The sequence below is a fragment of the Clostridium merdae genome, from assembly GCF_900176635.1.
In the GTDB taxonomy this organism is placed as follows: domain Bacteria; phylum Bacillota; class Clostridia; order Oscillospirales; family Acutalibacteraceae; genus Faecalispora; species Faecalispora merdae.
In genome coordinates, this window is record NZ_FXLN01000002.1 from 126,089 (window position 1) to 144,839 (window position 18,751).

Consider the following 18,751-nt stretch of genomic DNA (forward strand, 5'->3'; position numbering starts at 1 on the left):
TAACTGGGGTATAGATTTTAGGGCTTTGCTTATAATAAACAACAATTCATGTTGTTGTATGAATCTTCATTCAAACAACGGTATAGAAATAAAAGAGTGTGAAACGGAGATGATGGGTTTTGTGGAGTCCTTTTCCCAATCAAAATCAAAAGCAAAACCAGATAGATAAAGCCATTAAGAAGCAGCAAAAGCAGAAGGAAGCAGATTCAACCAGTGAGAAAGAAAAAATGAGTGCTTCGCTTGAAGACAACTGCCAGCACTTTGAAGATTTATTTAAAGATAACGATACCATTATTGTAAGAGACATGCAGAATGCACACCATTCGAATTTGCAGTTTCGCATGTATTACAGTGAGGGAATGGTAGATACCACAAAGCTGGAAAACAGCGTGATGCGGCCTTTGATTCAGTCACCGGAGCGGGTTGGGGTGAACGACCCGATAGAAGGCCTGGTAAAGCGGGTTCTTACGGCAGTTGAAATGCAAATAACCGATAGCTGGGAAGAAATTATAGATGCAATCACATATGGGGATGCCGTAATGTTTGTATCAAATTGCGCACATGCAATTATTCTGCCCGCGAAAAAATTTGAATTACGTTCCGTTGAGGAACCGGACGCTGAAAAAATAATTTCAGGCCCACGTGAGGGGTTTAATGAAAGCCTTATCGTTAACCTTACCCTACTGCGACGCAAGCTGCGTACTGAAGATTTGAAACTAAAATATTACACATTTGGCCGCCGTACCCAAACAAAAGGCTGTATTTGTTATTTAGATAGCTTGGTAAACAAAAGAATATTAAAGCTATTAAACGAGAGGCTCAAAAAAATAGATATTGATGCAGTATTAGACACCAACTATATTTCTGAGCTGATTCGCGATTCCTCTACCTCCCCGTTTCGCAGTACCGGTTATACAGAACGACCGGATGTGGTTGCGGCAAAAATGCTCGAAGGTAGAATTGCCATTTTTTTAGATGGAACTCCTGTAGTGCTAACCGTTCCCTATTTATTTATTGAGAATTTTCAGAGCAGTGAGGACTATTACCTCAATTTCTCTTATACTTCATTTTCCCGCATGTTGCGTATACTGGGCTTTTTTCTTACCATTACGGTGCCAGGCTTTTATATTGCTATTGTTGCTTTTCACCACGAGATGCTGCCAACGCCGCTGCTTATTAATATTGCAAATGAGCGGCAAGGAGTGCCCTTACCGGCTGCCGCCGAGGCGTTTATAATGCTGATCGTTTTTGATATTTTACGAGAAACCGGTGTACGAATGCCCTCTAATATTGGCCAGGCGCTTAGCATAGTGGGTGCCCTTGTAATTGGGCAGGCCGCCGTGGAAGCAAAGCTGGTAGCGGCACCAATGATCATTATTGTGGGTTTAACCGGCATTACAGCATTACTGGTACCAAAAATGAATGCACCCATCATTTTTGTTCGTATGTTTATTTTAATGGGAGCTTCTGTTATGGGGCTGTTTGGTATGGTGTTAACGCTTAGTGCTTTGTTTATACACATGTTGAATTTAGACTCCTTCGGAGTGTCGCAACTTACACCTTCCGCAAAGCTGCAGTTTCAAGATGTGAAGGATAAGATGATTCGTGCACCGTGGTGGACGATGATTCGTCGCCCCGCAAAAATAGGACAGGATACGGTACGCCAAAAAACGTACCCAAAGGCAAAAGAATGAAAAAAGCATTATGCACTCTGCTCGTCATCTGCCTTATGCTCCCCTTGGCAGGCTGCTGGAACTACCGGGGATTAAACGAGATGGCCATTGTGGCCGGAATGGCTGTAGACAGTGTAGACGGGCAGTATTTAATTACGTTTGAAGTGATGGATATGCAACGATCCACAAAAACGGAGGGACCTTCCTCGGAACTTGTGTTTTCAAAGGGCCCGTCTATTTTTGAGGCAATTCGCAATTCAAAGCGGCAATTAGCCAGTAAGCTTTATTTCGGAAACATGCAGATTATAATTATCAGCAGTAAAATAGCGGAAGAGAACGGCATTAATTCATTATTGGATTTTATTCTGCGGGACGCTGAAATGCGAGAAACAACAGAGATGGTTGTTTCTCGCGAAGAAACGGCGCGTGAACTGCTCATGGGTAGTAAGAAAGACACCGGAGCGGTATCTTATGACATGATACGTATCATCCGAGAAGATTTAAACGTGACCGGTTCGGTTCCCAGCGCGCAAATTTACCGAATATATAATAAGTTAAAAACACCGGGAGTAGACGTGGCTCTCCCAGCTTTTTATGTTGCGGAAGAACCGGGAACCGGCAAAAAGCATATTGAAACCTATGGAAGTGCGGTGTTTCGGAAGGACAAGCTGGCAGGGTTCCTCTCTGCCGAAGAAACCAAAGTGCTGCTTATGGCTAACAATGCTTTAAAAGGGGGACTTGTAACGGTTTACATGCCGTCAATTACTCCAAATAACATCACACTCGAATTAAAGAACGTGGATTCCGACATGCGCTATGAAGCAACCGATCAAAAAATTAATGTGACACTAAAAACAAATATACAAGCCTATTTGGGGGAGTTCCCCCACAATAATAGCAAAGAGGATATTGTAGTCATTGACCCAGTTACTGCTGCTACAGAAAAGATGCTACAAAACCAGATTCAAGACGTTATTAAAAAACTGCAAACACAATATCAATCGGATGTTTTAGGGATAGGCAGCCTTATTTACCGCAAAAACCTTTCTCTATGGAGGCAGATTTCGGGTCAGTGGGATGAAATGTACCGTACCGTACCAGTAGAGGTCACCGTGAAATTGCATATCACCAATACCGCTATGATGCGTGAGTCGTAGGAGGGTCTTCTTTTGGTATACGTTATAATAATTGCTTTGTTTGTGGGGGTCATCCTCATCGATTACCTGCCGAAAAGAAAGCTGCTTTCCCGGCCGATACGCTGGTTTTATGTAGGAATATGTTTCATTAGTTTTACAGTGCTCATGCTGGAACAGGCAAATATGCCGATTCCCAGAGTTTCAACACTATTAACTTGGATGGTTGAAAAGATATACGGGATTTAAGGTGGGAAAATTGATATGATGAAAACCATACACGATTGCCCGGTTTCCTCACGGGAAATGATTTTAATGATTGTATTGTTTGTGTTCGGAAGCAGCGTGGTAATGGGCGTAAACTCAGACACACGGCAAGACTCGTGGATTTGCCTATTAATAGGGGCCGCTCTGTGTATTCCTGTGTTTTTGCTGTATGCCAGAATTGTAAAGTTAATGGGTGACGACGATTTTTTTACCTGCATTATCAATTGGCTTGGGGAAGTTCTTGGGCGAATTGTAATTGCATTGCTGGTTTGGTATTATCTGTATTTAGCCGCAATTGTACTTCGTAACTTTTCGGAGTTCATGGAAATTGTGGCTATGCCTGAAACGCCCCAAATACCAATGATGATTGCCTTGGTTCTTGTAATGGCATACCTATGCAAAAGCAGAATTCAGGTAATTGCGCAATGGGCGGTTGTAGGCATTTATGTAACCATGGGCATTGTGCTTTTAACCCTTCTTGCCACGGTTTCGCATATGCAAATAGATTACCTGCTGCCGGTTATGGAACACTCTCGTGCGGAAATAACAAAAAGCTCTTTGCAAGTTTTTGCATTCCCATATGCGGAGTGTGTGGTGATTTTGCCGCTTATTTCAGCGGTAAAAAACGCAAACCCTTATAAAATTTTTCTAAAAGGATTAGGAATGTCTACGGTCATTTTGCTGTTAATTGTTTTAAGGAATATTTTATGTATTGGGTCGTATTTAATGGAAGCAGAATATTTTCCCTCCTATTCCTGCGCAAGAATTATGGAGATTGGAAGCTTCCTTTCACGAATTGAGGGCACAATTTCAGTCAATTTTATTGTTGCGGGGGTAACCAAAGCAACCCTTTGCATTTATTCTGGAACGTTAGGTGCCGCAAAGCTGCTTAATATACCCAATAAGCTGGATTTGATTATTATGCCGGTTTGCATGTTTGCGTTAATGCTTTGTGCGATTTCTTACAGTGACGCAGTGCAGATGTTTGATTTTCTCGATATTTATCCCCTGTACTCCATTCCGTTTCAAGTAGGTCTTCCGGTTCTTATTTGGTTGGCAGCTGAGTGGAAATCTCGCGCGAAAAAAATGTCTTTTCACAAAACGGCAGCACAAAATTCTTAAAATAAATTTTTCTTCGGAAACAAGGACTGTAAATCTCCATAATATGCTAACAGAAATTAACTCTGATCATAGGCCTCTGTGACAGATAGGAGATTTGCATATGTCAGCTGATAGTAGATACCCTTTTGGCAGAGGGGATAAAATGCCGTTCTTTTATGCCAAGGAAAATAACACAAACAATGGTGCGGGGTGTCCGTCGTGTCCCGTTCCCTGCCCTGCTCCGTGCCCAACACCATGCCCGCCGCCATACCCCTGCCCAACTGGCGCGACGGGCCCCACTGGGCCAACCGGCCCTACGGGTGAAACGGGGAGCGGTTTCCCGGGGCCAACTGGTGCCACCGGTGCAATTGGTCCAACCGGTCCGGCGGGCGCAACGGGTCTTACGGGTCCTACGGGGAGCCTCGGCCCCACCGGCCCTACTGGGCCAGTGGGTACAACTGGAGAAACAGGTACATCAGGCCCTGCGGGAATGCAGGGTCTTCAAGGCTCTATAGGTCCGCAGGGGCCTCAGGGAGTACAGGGCCCCATAGGGCCAATAGGCCCTATGGGTGCTATTGGTCCCACTGGTGCGGCTGGAATACAAGGAGTGGCGGGGCCTACTGGGCCTACCGGGTTTACAGGAGCCACCGGTGCTGTTGGCCCCACTGGGCCGGTAGGACCCACCGGAACAGCAGGTGCTCCGGGTACGCCTGGGTCGGCAGGTCCCCAAGGCCCTCAGGGTACGGTGGGGCCGCAAGGCCAGCAGGGTAGCCAAGGCTTTCCCGGCCCAACCGGTGCCATTGGTGCAACTGGTCCCACGGGTGCAACCGGCATGGCGGGAGCCGTAGGTTTAACCGGTGCAACAGGGCCTACGGGCGCTACGGGCGTTACAGGGGCCATTGGTCCAACCGGACCTACCGGAAGCATAGGAATTACCGGAGCAACCGGCCCAACAGGTCCAACGGGAGCTGTTGGTATGATGGGCTTAACCGGGCCAACCGGCCCGGCAGGAATGGTTGGCGCTACCGGTCCGGTGGGACCCATGGGGATGCAGGGGCTGCAAGGCTCTCAAGGTCCGCAGGGCGCACAAGGAATTCAGGGAAATGTTGGTGCGACAGGAAGTGTTGGCCCGACCGGCCCTACGGGTGCAGTGGGCGCTGTGGGTGCAACGGGTCCTACTGGCGCTACGGGAGCGATTGGTATTGCTGGTCCTACTGGCCCAACCGGTGCCACAGGTGCAATGGGAGCCATTGGCCCAACCGGCGCTACTGGTACCACGGGGGCAGCGGGTGTTGCAGGACCCACCGGTCCCACGGGTGAATCCGGAGTTGTGGGAGCTACCGGACCCACCGGAGCGACCGGTGCAACGGGCGCAATGGGTTTTATCGGAGCGACTGGCCCAACCGGTGCGGCAGGACCGGCAGGCGCGGTTGGCCCAACCGGAGTGCAAGGTCCTCAGGGAAATATTGGCCCACAAGGTGCACAGGGCCTGCAGGGAATTGCAGGAGCAAGAGGTCCGCAAGGCATTGCCGGCCCGCAGGGTGCGCAGGGAATACAAGGGGATACCGGGCCCACTGGAGGGATTGGTTCCACGGGTCCTACCGGCGCGATTGGTGCCATTGGTGCGACTGGTCCCACCGGAGCCATTGGTGCAACCGGTGCGACGGGTATTGCGGGTGCTACTGGTCCAACTGGAGCGGCAGGTTCTACGGGAGCTATTGGCCCGACTGGTGCAACGGGTGCCGCTGGAGCAGCAGGTATCGCAGGTCCTACCGGACCCACGGGCGCAGCCGGTGTTGTAGGAGCAACCGGACCCACCGGCGCAACGGGTGCCACTGGTTTGATTGGTTTCACGGGAGCCACCGGTCCCGCCGGAGCCGTTGGTGCAACCGGTGCAGTCGGCCCCACAGGAGCACAGGGGCCTCAGGGAAATATTGGACCGCAAGGTGCACAAGGCTTACAAGGTGTTGCGGGTCCTGTTGGTGCACAGGGACCACAGGGAATCGTAGGTCCGCAGGGGGCACAAGGAATACAAGGAGAAACAGGAGCCACTGGAGCAGTAGGCCCAACCGGAGCTACGGGAGCCGCTGGTATTATCGGAGCAACTGGCCCCACTGGTGCAACGGGTTCGACAGGCGCGGCGGGTATTGCAGGCCCTACGGGGCCCACCGGAGCCGTGGGTTCAACGGGAGCCATTGGCCCGACTGGTGCAACCGGCGCCTCTGGTGAAACGGGTATTGCTGGTCCTACTGGTCCAACTGGAGCGGCAGGTATTGTGGGTGCAACGGGTCCTGCTGGCGCAACCGGCGCCACAGGTGCTACGGGGCTAATAGGCGCTACCGGCGCTACGGGAGCAATGGGCCCCGCTGGCGCGATTGGCCCAACCGGCGCTCAGGGACCACAGGGGATTGTTGGTCCACAGGGTCCTCAGGGAATACAAGGGATTGGAGCACGAGGCATACAGGGTATTGTTGGGCCACAAGGCCCTCAGGGAAATCAAGGCGAAATTGGCCCCACGGGAGCTACGGGTGCCACTGGTTTAGAGGGTGCTATGGGCGCCACAGGCCCAACCGGAGCCATTGGTCCAGCAGGAGTAGCGGGTCCAACCGGAGAGCAGGGGCCACGAGGCGATGTAGGCCCGCAAGGGTTACAGGGAATACAAGGTGTAGCTGGCCCACAAGGGGCGCAGGGTATTGTTGGCCCTCAAGGCGCGCAGGGAATACAGGGAGATACTGGCCCGACCGGTGCCGTAGGCCCCACAGGCCCCATAGGAGCGGTTGGTGCCATTGGTGCAACCGGCCCTACGGGTGCAACGGGTTTGACAGGTGCTACCGGTCTTTCGGGTCCTATCGGACCCACAGGAGCTGTAGGTCCAACAGGTGCCATAGGCCCCACTGGCGCTACGGGTGCCACTGGTTCAGCAGGTACCGCAGGCCCTACCGGTCCTACGGGAGCGGCAGGTATTGTAGGCGCAACGGGCCCCACCGGCGCGACAGGTGCTACTGGCGCAATGGGCTTCACTGGAGCAACCGGCCCTACCGGTGCAGTCGGTCCGGCAGGTATTGCTGGTCCCACTGGGGCACAGGGGCCGCAAGGAAATATAGGCCCGCAAGGCGCGCAGGGTTTACAAGGCGTAGCTGGTCCTGCGGGAGCACAGGGGCCACAGGGAATCGTAGGTCCGCAGGGTGCACAAGGAATACAAGGTGAAACTGGCCCAACGGGTGTTATCGGCCCAACCGGAGCTACGGGAGCCGCTGGTATTATTGGTGCCACCGGCGCAACGGGTGCTACGGGAGCAACTGGTACGGCAGGAGTTGCAGGCCCGACTGGACCCACTGGAGCCGCAGGCTCAACTGGTGCGATTGGCCCCACGGGTGCTACGGGGGCCACTGGTACAGCGGGTATTGCAGGCCCCACCGGCCCAACGGGTGCCTCTGGTATCGTTGGCGCAACGGGTCCCACAGGTGCCACCGGCTCCACCGGCGCAATGGGTTTGATGGGCGCGACCGGCTCAACGGGTGCTATTGGTCCCGCAGGTATCGCAGGCCCAACCGGAGCGCAGGGTCCCCAAGGTAATATTGGCCCGCAAGGTCCACAAGGCTTGCAAGGTATTGAAGGTGCACAAGGTCCTCAGGGTTTTGTAGGCCCGCAGGGTGCTCAGGGTATCAGAGGCGCAACGGGTGCCACCGGTGCGCTAGGCCCGACCGGCCCCACCGGAGCAGTGGGTGCAATTGGAGCAACAGGGCCAACGGGCGCAACGGGTGCGGTAGGCGCGGCAGGTATTCCTGGTCCCACTGGCCCAACGGGAGCGGCAGGCTCAGCCGGTGTGATTGGCCCCACGGGTGCGACCGGTGCAACCGGTGCAGTGGGTGTTGCCGGCCCTACCGGTCCGACGGGAGCTTCTGGTACAGTTGGTGCAACAGGACCCATAGGAGCGACCGGTGCAACCGGTGCGATGGGATTAATCGGTGCAACCGGCCCAACAGGTGCCATCGGTCCGGCGGGTATTGCAGGCCCAACCGGAGCACAGGGGCAACAAGGTAATCTTGGTCCGCAGGGTGCGCAGGGTCCGCAAGGCGTTGCAGGTGCTACGGGTGCCACCGGAGCAACCGGACCGCAAGGAATACAAGGTGCGGCAGGCGCTATCGGCCCAACGGGACCCACCGGTGCTGTGGGTATCACGGGAGCTCAGGGTTCAACCGGCCCAACAGGATTACCCGGCTCTATCGGCCCTACTGGCCCCACGGGTCCTCAAGGGCTTCAAGGGTTAACGGGCGCGACCGGTGCTACGGGAGCAACGGGGCCAAATGGCCCAGCGGGTATTCCTGGAAATTCCGGACCAGTCGGGTTGCAAGGCTTTCAGGGAACCGTGGGTCCCGCAGGCCCACAGGGCGCCATAGGCCCAACTGGTCCTTCCGGGGCGACGGGTCCCACTGGCTCTGTTGGCGCTACCGGTTCGGTTGGTCCTGCGGGGCCGACCGGCCCACAGGGCGTGCAAGGGTTCTTTGGCCCAACTGGAGCACAGGGGCCGACTGGCCCTGCTGGCTCACAAGGCGCAACCGGAGTTCCTGGCCCTCAGGGCCCGCAAGGCTTACAGGGTGCTATGGGGCCGCAAGGCCCTCAGGGTCCTCAAGGTCCGCAGGGACCGCAAGGCCCTATTGGTGCGGCTGGTCCAACGGGCGCCACAGGCGCGGTAGGGCCGGCGGGGATAACCGGCCCTACCGGAGCAACTGGTGCTACCGGCCCGGTGGGTGACCAGGATTTTGATATTGTAACGACTCAAATCGGAAATATAAATGTAGAAATAAGCCCAAATCAGGGTGGGGGTAATAATCAGGCGCTGGGTGCCTTGGTGTTTGATGGTGGGTTAACCCGAACGGTAACGGAGATGGCTGCCTATATCGTGCAAACCGGAGCGGGATTCGGAACGTTTCAAATGGCGATTCTGCGGCCGACCACCACCTCTACGGCAATTGTGGTAGCAGTTACAACAAGAGCCACCTTTATCACACCGGGGTTATTTATTCTCCCTCTTACCGCGCCATATCAGCTTTTTCCGGGAAATTTATATTACCTTGCCGTATACAATCAGGTAAATGCTTCTCGAATTGGCGGGCTTACAGCAGGGCTTGGCACGGTTCAAGCGGCACCACCCATCAACTTTAGAACGCAAAATATACCTTCTGGGTTTTTTGTTGGTCAAAGCCTGGGTACCAGTGATGTTAACTTGAGAATAACACCATGGCTCGCCGCCTTGGAGTAAGGTTAAAGGAACAGAAAAAAGTAGAGGAAAAGAACAGGGAAAAAGAGCTAGCCCTGTTCTTTTCCTATTATAAGTAATACTTTGAACTGTTCAGAATAATTATTATTACTTAGTTAATGATGATTTTTTTCAAATTCTTCGTTTAAAAATGAAGAGGAAACTGGCTGTGATTTAAATAACGGTGGCATTTTGAACGCGCCGATTGATTAAGGTTCGAAATTAAGCTTATCCTTTTGCAACAAGTATTAGAATGCTTCATACTATACTAAAGGGTGCCATCCTTTCATGAGAGACCTATTATAATAGGATAGGAGATTTGCATATGTCTTTTGACAAAAGATCCTCATATGGTTGGGGGGATTCTTTTTCCCCAAATATGAAGGTTTACAGCAGCGGCTCTGACAGCGGCTGCCCAGCTTGCCCGACCCCAAGTCCATGCCCGGGTCCATGCCCATGCCCCAGCCCAACGTGCCCGACATGCCCAACATGCCCGCCTTGCCCCATTCCGTGCCCCGGCCCAACGGGTCCAACCGGCCCTACAGGCCCCACAGGCCGTACGGGTTCAGTAGGCCCAACTGGTGCAACGGGTGCAGCCGGCCCTGCCGGTGCGCAAGGTGTTCAAGGGCCTGTAGGTCCGCAAGGACCGCAGGGTGTTGAAGGCCCACAAGGCCAGCAGGGTATACAAGGTGTTGTTGGTCCTACCGGCGCAACGGGCGCAGTAGGGTTAACAGGAGCAACGGGCCCTACAGGCCCAACTGGTCCAACCGGTGCCATTGGTGTGACCGGCTTAACAGGCGCAACGGGCCCCACAGGCCCAACTGGTCCAACCGGTGCCATTGGTGTAACCGGCTTAACAGGCGCAACGGGCCCCACAGGCCCAACTGGTCCTACTGGTGCCATTGGTGTAACCGGCGTAACAGGAGCTACGGGCCCCACAGGCCCAACTGGTCCTACTGGACCAACCGGTGCTGTTGGTGTAACCGGTGCTACAGGCCCCACAGGTCCCACTGGTATCGCTGGTCTAACCGGTGCAACGGGTCCCACAGGCCCAACTGGCATTATTGGTTTAACCGGCCCGACAGGCCCGACAGGCCCCACTGGTGTAGCAGGTGTAACTGGCCCAACCGGCCCCACCGGTCCAACCGGTATTGCTGGTCTAACCGGAGCAACCGGCCCAACAGGTCCTACCGGCCCGACTGGTGTAGCAGGTGTAACAGGCCCCACAGGTCCCACAGGTCCTACTGGCCCGACCGGAGCTACAGGTCCTACTGGTGCGGCAGCAATTGTTCCATTTGCCTCCGGCGCTCCCGCCGTACTAACTACAGTATTGGGTGGGTTGGCAGGAACAACGACAGCCGTTGGTTTTGGTAACTCGGTTGCAGGTTTGACCGTTGTAGGTGGTACAATTGATACAACGGGTACAACCAACATGGCCTTCTCTGCCCCGCGTGACGGTACCATTACCTCCATCGCAGCAGAACTGAGCCTTTCCGTAGCGGCAGCCTTAGTAGGCACTACCGTTACAGTTACAGCACAATTATACTCTGCGCCCGCGCTGAGCAACGTGTTCTCGCCGGTAGCAGGTGCACTCGTTACCCTAGCACCCGCTCTAACAGGAATTTTAGCGATTGGCACTACCAGCAGTGGTATTACAACAGGTCTTGCAATACCGGTAACAGCTGGTACTCGCCTCATGCTGGTATTCTCTGCAGCGGTAACAGCAGGTATTGATATTGCTACAACCATTACTGGTTTTACCAGTGCCGGTCTTGCAATTCAATAAGCGCCCCAATGAATGGAAGGGAGGCTCGGTTTTTCCGGGCCTCTTTTTTTATACGCAACTGGAAAGATTTAAGCAGCAAGCTCCCGTAGGCATAATGGACAAAGGAACTTACATACGATGTTACCGGAGCGCGTTTCATACCACAGCAAAGGGGGAGTTGCTTAACGTCTTACTTGATCTGCGTGTATGCAATATGTAAAAACGAGGAACAGTTTGTTGACCGTTGGATGGATTCTATGCAAGAGGCGGATCAAATCATCGTAACGGATACTGGGTCTACTGACGGCACCGTAAAACGCTTACGCGAAAGAGGTGCGACGGTTTATGAGGAAGAGGTAAAGCCTTGGCGGTTTGACCATGCGCGTAATCTCTCGCTTTCTCATGTGCCGGAGGAGGTAGATATTTGTGTTTGTACCGACCTAGACGAGGTGCTCTCGCCGGGTTGGCGTGCCGCTCTAGAAAAGGCTTGGCAGAAAGATACCACACGTGCTCAATACCTGTTTAACTGGAGTCACCATGAAGATGGTACTCCCGATCTTCAGCTGTTTTACACAAAAATCCATTCCCGGAAATGGTTCCAATGGAGCTTCCCCGTGCACGAGTATTTAACTTATACGGGCCATGTGCCGGAGCAAACAGTTTTTGTGCAAGACATGGTACTTGACCATTACCCAGACAATACAAAATCGAGAGGTTCATACCTGCCTTTGCTGGAAACCGCCGTAGAAGAAAACCCCACAGATTCCCGTATGATGTATTACCTTGGCCGCGAATATATGTTTAAAGCACAGTGGCAAGACTGCATTGATACAATGAAGAGGTATCTCGCCCTCTCCCATTGGGAGGAAGAACGCAGTGCAGCAATGCGCTGGAGTGCTTACTCTTATAGTATGATGGGGAATCTGCAGGAATCTGCACGGTGGTACCTGCGTGCAATTGCAGAGGCACCAACCATGCGTGACCCTTACGTGGAGTTTGCTCAGTTCGCTTATAAGCAAGGAAACTGGCCCTTGGTGTATTGCCTCACTCGGCACGCGTTATCCATTACACAAAAGTCGTTGGCTTTTGCCAATATGGGTTATGCCTGGAACGAAACACCGGAGGATCTATGTGCAATCGCCTGCTGGAACCTAAAGCTTTATAGCGAAGCTTTGGAGCATGCACGCCGTGCAGTAGAGCAAAGCCCGAACAATGAACGCCTGCATAATAACCTGCAGCTTATTGAAGAAGCCGCAAAAAATGATTCTTAAACCACTTTGGGATGATTCGCCTCAGTTTTTCGCATGTTCCTCCAAAAGTCTTTCCGCCGGGTGCTGCCTGTGCGGAAAGACTTTTCTTTACGCAAAAAGCGTTCAGCTAACAATTGCAAATTATATAAAAGCTATAGTGGTGTGTTTGTAAAATAGAAGCAAGTAATATTTGCATGTTTTAAAAGGATTTTTTAGGGCATTATCTTTTCGGAACCGGGTATTGACATTTTGCTTGATTTTTTATATCATTAAAATCATATAGTAAAAGTATGAAATGAGGGTTTGCTTCATGAGGATTTCTGCAAAGGGTCGTTATGCCCTTGCCGCAATGGTCAGCATGTCTGAGTCTTATGCGAGCGGAGAATATATAACCGTTATCAGCATTTCAGAAAAGTTGGGAATCTCTAAAATTTATTTAGAGCAGGTTTTCTCTCTGTTAAAGAGAGGAGCACTGGTTAACTCCATTAAAGGCGCGCAGGGCGGCTACCAGCTTTCACGAATGCCAAGGCTAATTACCGTGTACCAGGTTTTATCTGCTGTGGAGCTTTCGCTGTTTGAACCGGCAGAAGATACTGTTGACCAAAAGGCACCGGACATTGAAAAGGCGATGCGCCTGAGTGCGTTCGAAAAACTGGACAAGGCTGTCTTGGATTCTCTTACTGCGGTTACGCTGGAAGATTTGGCAACCGAGGCCGAGCGCCACAGGGAAGAAAACTCCTTTATGTTTTATATTTAGTTTTTTTGGTAGTTTCGTTTTTCCTGTCGGAGAAAAAGAATTGGATTAATAAGCAAAACACACCGCGGCTCTGCCATAAGGCAGGGCCTCTTCTGAAAGCAGGGGCATTTTTATGGAATTTAATACGATTTGTGTGCATGGCTCAACCCGGTCTTATGACAATACCGGTTCCATTTCCGTACCAATTTTTCAAACCGCTACCTTTGCTCACCCCGGTGTTGGGCAGAGCACCGGGTATGATTATTCGCGTGTTCAGAACCCCACCAGAGAGTATTTGGAAGAAACGATTGCAAAGCTGGAGCAGGGCAACGGCGCATTGGCCTTTTCCTCTGGTATGGCGGCAATTTCAGCCGTGATGGAGCTGTTTTCCCCCGGTGACCACTTTATAACGTCTGATGACTTATACGGTGGCTCCCACCGTTTGTTCCATCATATCAACGCAAAGAACGGTCTTTCGTTTACGGCGGTGAATACCTCTTACACCGAGCAGATAAAAGCGGCAATCCGCCCTGAAACCAAGGCAATATTTGTCGAAACCCCCTCTAACCCCATGATGCAGGTGACCGACCTGAAAAAAACGGCAGAGCTTGCGCACGAACACGGTTTACTTCTCATTGTAGACAATACCTTTTTAACGCCGTATTTGCAGCGCCCCTTAACGTTAGGAGCGGATATTGTTGTACACAGCGGCACCAAATACCTTGGTGGGCATAACGATGTTTTAGCGGGCTTTGCCATTGCTAAGGATGAGAAAATTATTGAGCGGCTACGCTTTGTATATAAAAACACAGGAGCATGTCTCTCTCCGTTTGATAGCTGGCTCTTAATTCGCGGTTTGAAAACACTGCCCTTGCGGATGGATCGCCAAGAGCAAAATGCCCTGAAAATTGCCGAGTGGCTCACAAAGCAAGATAAAATCAAGCAGGTGTACTACACCGGTTTGCCAGAGCACCCAGACTATGAGCTCTCCAAACAGCAAGCGAGCGGGTTTGGCTCGATGATTTCGTTCGAGGTAGACAGTGCAGAAACCGCAGAGCGGATGTTGAATCGTGTGAATTTAATTCACTTCGCAGAAAGCCTTGGCGGGGTAGAAACACTGATTACTTACCCCATGCTGCAAACCCATGCAGAAATTCCCGCTGAGGAGCGGGAAGCCAAGGGCATTACGGACAAGCTCTTGCGCCTTTCCGTTGGAATTGAGGATGCGAATGACCTGATCGCCGATTTAACGTATGCCCTAAAAGTGGACTAACCATCGCTTTGTTACCCGTTACCAGACAGGAGGAACCAAATGTCTTTTGATACAATATACGACCGGAAGAATACCGGGTCTTTAAAATATGATTGCGCCGCCCGCTATGGCAAACCGGAAGGGCTTGTTCCGCTATGGGTAGCCGATATGGATTTCCCTGCGCCGCAATGTGTGAACAAAGCGCTCGCCGAGCGCTGTGAACATGGAATTTATGGCTATACTGAGCCGGATGAGCGCTATTTTAACGCGTTGAAGAACTGGTTTTCCACACGACACGGCTGGACTGTGGAAAACAATTGGCTTTTAAAAACCCCCGGCGTTGTGTTTGCACTTTGTACAGCCATTCGCGCTTATACCGAGCCGGGCGATGCGGTTTTAATTCAGCCACCCGTTTACTACCCTTTCTCCGAGTCCATCCTAGAGAACGACAGGCGGCTGGTGATGAATTCACTGGTTTACCAGAACGGCGAATACAGCATCGATTTTGCGGATTTTGAGGAGAAAATTAAGCAAGAAAAGGTCAAGCTTTTTCTGCTGTGCAATCCACATAATCCAGTTGGAAGAGTGTGGTCAGAGCAGGAGCTTGTACAACTCGGTGAAATTTGCTTGCGTCACGGCGTTACGGTAGTATCGGATGAAATACACGCTGATTTTGCCTTTTCTGGTAATCGGCATTTGGTATTTGCTTCTCTGCGACCGGAGTTTGCAGAGATTACCGTTACCTGCACAGCTCCCACCAAAACCTTTAACTTAGCGGGACTTCAGATTTCGAACATCTTTGTACAAAACGCAGAGCTTCGCCGTGCTTTTCGTGCCGAAATGAACCGTGCCGGGTACAGCCAAGCCAATGTGATGGGGCTGATTGCCTGCCGTGCCGCGTATGAGGGCGGTGCAGAGTGGCTCGATGAGCTCAAAGAATACCTTGTGGGGAATCAGAATTTTGTACGGAAGTTTTTGGAGGAGCGTCTTCCTGGCATCCGGTTGGTTGAACCGCAGGGTACCTACCTTGTTTGGCTTGATTGCACTGGCTTAGGGCTGGAGGATGATGTGCTCAATAAACTCATTCTTGAAAAAGCTGGGCTTTGGCTTGATCATGGTTCCATGTTCGGTGAAGAGGGTGAGGGCTTCCAGCGTATTAATATTGCGTGCCCGCGGTCGGTACTGCAAAAGGCATTGGAACAGCTTGAGAAAGCAATCAAAGAGAATTCATAAATAATTGAGAGGCCTGCTATATGCAGACCTCTTTTTGGCTCTTGCCCCCATGCTGGGGGCTTTTTCTTATAAGTTGAACTCAAGTTATCGCTTTAATGGTAAAAGAAGTTTTGTGCTTAGGCACAAGGGAATTCTGCTGGCGCAGGACTTTGCCCCTCATGCCGGGGCGGGCACAACCTTTCACGAAAGGGTGAAAGGTTGCAAAGGCCTTTCAAGGGGAGAGAATCGATTCTCTCCCCTTGAATCCCCTCTCAACGACCAAAGGCTCTGCCTTTGGAATCCGAGTGAGCTCCCGCTCTGCATCTCATTTCCGCACAGGAACAAGCCTGTGCGTTGCAGATTGCAAATTACGTTTTGATTTACCGCTTATAAATGAAGAAAGAAATTAGCTTCCGAGCATGTTTCTGCGAGGGGACGAGAGCGCTCTAAAAATGACCGCCGACGGACAGAATCACTTTGCATATTGTTTTATCATGGCTAGGAGAGTGGGCATTTTTAATGGAGCGCCTTTACAGTAGCTTTTGTTTTGCGGTTTGGGGTCGTTTCCCAAACGGATTCCAAAGGCAGAGCCTTTGGTGAGTCTTTCCGCCTTTTCTCCTCATCGAGAAAAGGTGAGCCTGCCCCGGCTTGAGGGGCGAATGAAAAGAAAGAAGAAATTATTTGCGGCACTAGCCGCTCTAAAATCTGTTAGACTCTTTCACATTTAGTTTAGAGAAAATTTTGTTTGGCTAGTAAAAGAAGTGTTGCGCTTGGGCGCAAGGGTTTCTGCTGGCGCAGGGCTTGCCTCTCATGCTATGTGCTTTCTCTTGCTTTAATAAAGATATTGTTATATAAGAAGTTTTGCGCTCTGGCGCAAGGCTTCTGCTGGCGCAGGGCTTTGCCCCTCATGCCGGGCCGGGCACAACCTTTCACGAAAGGGTGAAAGGTTGCAAAGGCCTTTCAAGGGGAGAGTATCGATTCTCTCCCCTTGAATCCCCTCTCAACGACCAAAGGCTCTGCCGTTGGAATCCGAGTGAGCTCCCGCTCTGCATCTTGCTTCCGCACAGGAACAAGCCTGTGCGTTGCAGATTGCAAATTACGTTTTGATTTACCGCTTATAAATGAAGAAAGAAATTAGCTTCCGAGCATGTTTCTGCGAGGGGACGAGAGCGCTCTAAAAATGACCGCCGACGGACAGAATCACTTTGCATATTGTTTTATCATGGCTAGGAGAGTGGGCATTTTTAATGGAGCGCCTTTACAGTAGCCTTTGTTTTGTGGTTTGGGGTCGTTTCCCAAACGGATTCCAAAGGCAGAGCCTTTGGTGAGTCTTTCCGCCTTTTCTCCTCATCGAGAAAAGGCGAGCCTAGCCCCGGCTTGAGGGGCGAATGAAAAGAAAGAAGAAATTATTTGCGGCACTAGCCGCTCTAAAATCTGTTAGACTCTTTCACATTTAGTTTAGAGAAAATTTTGTTTGGCTAGTAAAAGAAGTGTTGCGCTTGGGCGCAAAGGTTTCTGCTGGCGCAGGGCTTGCCTCTCATGCTATGTGCTTTCTCTTGCTTTAATAAAGATATTGTTATATAAGAAGTTTTGCGCTCTGACGCAAGGCTTCTGCTGGCGCAGGGCTTTGCCCCTCATGCCGGGGCGGGCACCTACTTTCACGAAAGGGTGAAAGTAGGCAAAGGCCTTCCAAAGGGAGAGTATCGATTCTCTCCCTTTGGATTCCCTCTCAACGACCAAAGGCTCTGCCTTTGGAATCCGACTGAGCTCCCGCTCTGCATCTGTTTTCCGCACAGGAACAAGCCTGTGCGCTGCAGATTGTGCGTAAGGTTCAGCCTTGCTGCTCTAAATAAAAGAAGTATCAGCTACCGAGCCTGTTTCAGCGAGGGGACGAGAGCGCTCTAAAAATGACCGCCGACGGATGAAATCTGAATGTTGTTTTTTTAGAAAGCTAGGAGAGTGGGCATTTTTAATGGAGCGCCTTTACAGTAGCTTTTGTTTTCTAGTTTGGGGTCGTTTCCCAAACGGAATCCAAAGGCAGAGCCTTTGGTGAGTCTTTCCGCCTTTTCTCCTCATCGAGAAAAGGCGAGCCTGCCCCGGCTTGAGGGGCGAATGAAAAGAAAGAAGAAATTATTTGTGGCACTAGCCGCTTTAAAATCTCCTATTTTAAATAAGTTATTATATTAAAGTTTTGCGCTACGGTCACGTTGCACCGTTCTGCGAGGGGATGTGTGCGTTTAAAAAGAGCAAAAAAGAACGCCGTTCCAGTAAAGGAACGGCGTGAGCCGCACGGGCGATGGTGCGGCGTTGCTTGCTTACAGACATTAGCGCGGCGAAGCTGGGTTCTATCCTCCATATGCTCAAGAGAACTCTTTCGCAATTTTGCTTTTCTCCAGGGGAATGGAAATCTGCTGATTCAAAAACTGCGATAGAACTTAATAATTATCCCACTATCTAATCTAGGTGATTTCGTTTCACCAAATGAACAACCCATTCCCAGCCTCGCGTTGCCTTTGTCTGCAAGGCAATAAAAAAGCGCTTGTCACGGAAACCCTCATCGAAAAGGGTACTCCACAACAAGCGATACATTGCATATCGGTTTCAGTCCCACCTTGCCAAGCTTCGCAATCATAATTCCAAAGGCCCCATTTCTGTCCCCTCTATACAAAAGGGAAATAATGGGTTATAATTGTGTGGCAAAGCGCAGTGAAAACTGTTGTTATGGAGGTGTTGGCTCCGTAGCAGGGGGTGGGTGTTCCTAGGCACTCATTCCTGCTTTGCTTTTTAAATTACCTTACAATGTAAATATTAACATTATTTACCATTAATTGCAAGATATATTTGTATTATGGGAAAAAATATCACATAAAGCATATTTTTATCAAAAAACGCCGGGTTTAGCCCTTGGCGTTCTTTTTTTGTACGTATAGAAAAAGCCGAATAGAAAAAGCGGAACATTGAAAAGAAATCAAGAATGGTATGAAATTTGCATTTTCGCACCAAATTGGGAATGTTGCCGCTTTTGCGGTACACATTAATAATTAATTTACATTTGAAATCTTGACAATAACGGCGGGGAATGATAAATTATTAAATAGGAGT

Annotated in this window: 12 protein-coding genes; 10 read left to right on the forward strand and 2 right to left on the reverse strand. The window is 50.9% G+C overall.

Annotation, left to right across the window (positions count from 1 at the left end; translation table 11 throughout):
* Positions 1–119: 119 nt before the first annotated feature.
* From CAN90_RS00650 to CAN90_RS00695, 10 genes are all read left to right on the forward strand, one after another.
* The gene (locus CAN90_RS00650; protein WP_085831909.1) at positions 120–1,694 is read left to right on the forward strand and encodes a spore germination protein; all 1,575 of its coding nucleotides are present in this window, start codon (positions 120–122) and stop codon (positions 1,692–1,694) included.
* The gene (locus tag CAN90_RS00655; RefSeq protein ID WP_085831910.1) at positions 1,691–2,830 is read left to right on the forward strand and encodes a Ger(x)C family spore germination protein; all 1,140 of its coding nucleotides are present in this window, start codon (positions 1,691–1,693) and stop codon (positions 2,828–2,830) included. Before CAN90_RS00650 ends, CAN90_RS00655 begins: the two co-directional genes overlap by 4 nt.
* Before the next feature lie 12 nt (positions 2,831–2,842).
* The gene (locus CAN90_RS00660) at positions 2,843–3,055 is read left to right on the forward strand and encodes a hypothetical protein (protein WP_085831911.1); all 213 of its coding nucleotides are present in this window, start codon (positions 2,843–2,845) and stop codon (positions 3,053–3,055) included.
* 15 nt (positions 3,056–3,070) lie between these two features.
* Positions 3,071–4,195 (forward strand): GerAB/ArcD/ProY family transporter, encoded by a 1,125-nt coding sequence (locus CAN90_RS00665; RefSeq protein ID WP_242953532.1) that lies wholly within the window; start codon positions 3,071–3,073, stop codon positions 4,193–4,195.
* Between the two features lie 100 nt (positions 4,196–4,295).
* Entirely contained in the window at positions 4,296–9,437 is a 5,142-nt protein-coding gene (locus CAN90_RS00670; RefSeq protein ID WP_242953533.1) for a beta strand repeat-containing protein, read from the forward strand.
* A gap of 322 nt (positions 9,438–9,759) precedes the next feature.
* Positions 9,760–11,220 (forward strand): exosporium glycoprotein BclB-related protein, encoded by a 1,461-nt coding sequence (locus CAN90_RS00675; protein ID WP_085831912.1) that lies wholly within the window; start codon positions 9,760–9,762, stop codon positions 11,218–11,220.
* 182 nt (positions 11,221–11,402) lie between these two features.
* The gene (locus CAN90_RS00680; protein WP_341456293.1) at positions 11,403–12,470 is read left to right on the forward strand and encodes a tetratricopeptide repeat-containing glycosyltransferase; all 1,068 of its coding nucleotides are present in this window, start codon (positions 11,403–11,405) and stop codon (positions 12,468–12,470) included.
* Positions 12,471–12,759: 289 nt separating this feature from the next.
* On the forward strand, positions 12,760–13,206 hold the full coding sequence (locus CAN90_RS00685) for an RrF2 family transcriptional regulator (protein ID WP_085831914.1): 447 nt from the start codon (positions 12,760–12,762) through the stop codon (positions 13,204–13,206).
* Between the two features lie 112 nt (positions 13,207–13,318).
* Positions 13,319–14,458 carry a trans-sulfuration enzyme family protein gene (locus tag CAN90_RS00690; RefSeq protein WP_085831915.1) on the forward strand — a complete coding sequence of 380 codons (1,140 nt, stop codon included), beginning with the start codon at positions 13,319–13,321 and terminating at the stop codon, positions 14,456–14,458.
* A 39-nt stretch (positions 14,459–14,497) separates the two neighbouring features.
* Entirely contained in the window at positions 14,498–15,670 is a 1,173-nt protein-coding gene (locus CAN90_RS00695) for a MalY/PatB family protein (protein WP_085831916.1), read from the forward strand.
* A gap of 1,521 nt (positions 15,671–17,191) precedes the next feature.
* Here CAN90_RS00695 and CAN90_RS13425 read toward each other — a convergent pair.
* Complete coding sequence (locus tag CAN90_RS13425; RefSeq protein WP_143750772.1) at positions 17,192–17,443, reverse strand: hypothetical protein; 252 nt, start codon at positions 17,441–17,443, stop codon at positions 17,192–17,194.
* 408 nt (positions 17,444–17,851) lie between these two features.
* Positions 17,852–18,013, reverse strand: a complete 162-nt coding sequence (locus CAN90_RS13555; RefSeq protein WP_159450345.1) for a hypothetical protein — start codon at positions 18,011–18,013, stop codon at positions 17,852–17,854.
* Positions 18,014–18,751 lie beyond the last annotated feature (738 nt).

Coding starts and splice junctions, on each gene's coding strand:
- CAN90_RS00655 (WP_085831910.1), top strand. CDS start 1,691: ATGAAAAAAGCATTATGCACTCTGCTCGTCATCTGCCTTATGCTCCCC.
- CAN90_RS00665 (WP_242953532.1), top strand. CDS start 3,071: ATGATGAAAACCATACACGATTGCCCGGTTTCCTCACGGGAAATGATT.
- CAN90_RS00670 (WP_242953533.1), top strand. CDS start 4,296: ATGTCAGCTGATAGTAGATACCCTTTTGGCAGAGGGGATAAAATGCCG.
- CAN90_RS00675 (WP_085831912.1), top strand. CDS start 9,760: ATGTCTTTTGACAAAAGATCCTCATATGGTTGGGGGGATTCTTTTTCC.
- CAN90_RS00685 (WP_085831914.1), top strand. CDS start 12,760: ATGAGGATTTCTGCAAAGGGTCGTTATGCCCTTGCCGCAATGGTCAGC.
- CAN90_RS00690 (WP_085831915.1), top strand. CDS start 13,319: ATGGAATTTAATACGATTTGTGTGCATGGCTCAACCCGGTCTTATGAC.
- CAN90_RS00695 (WP_085831916.1), top strand. CDS start 14,498: ATGTCTTTTGATACAATATACGACCGGAAGAATACCGGGTCTTTAAAA.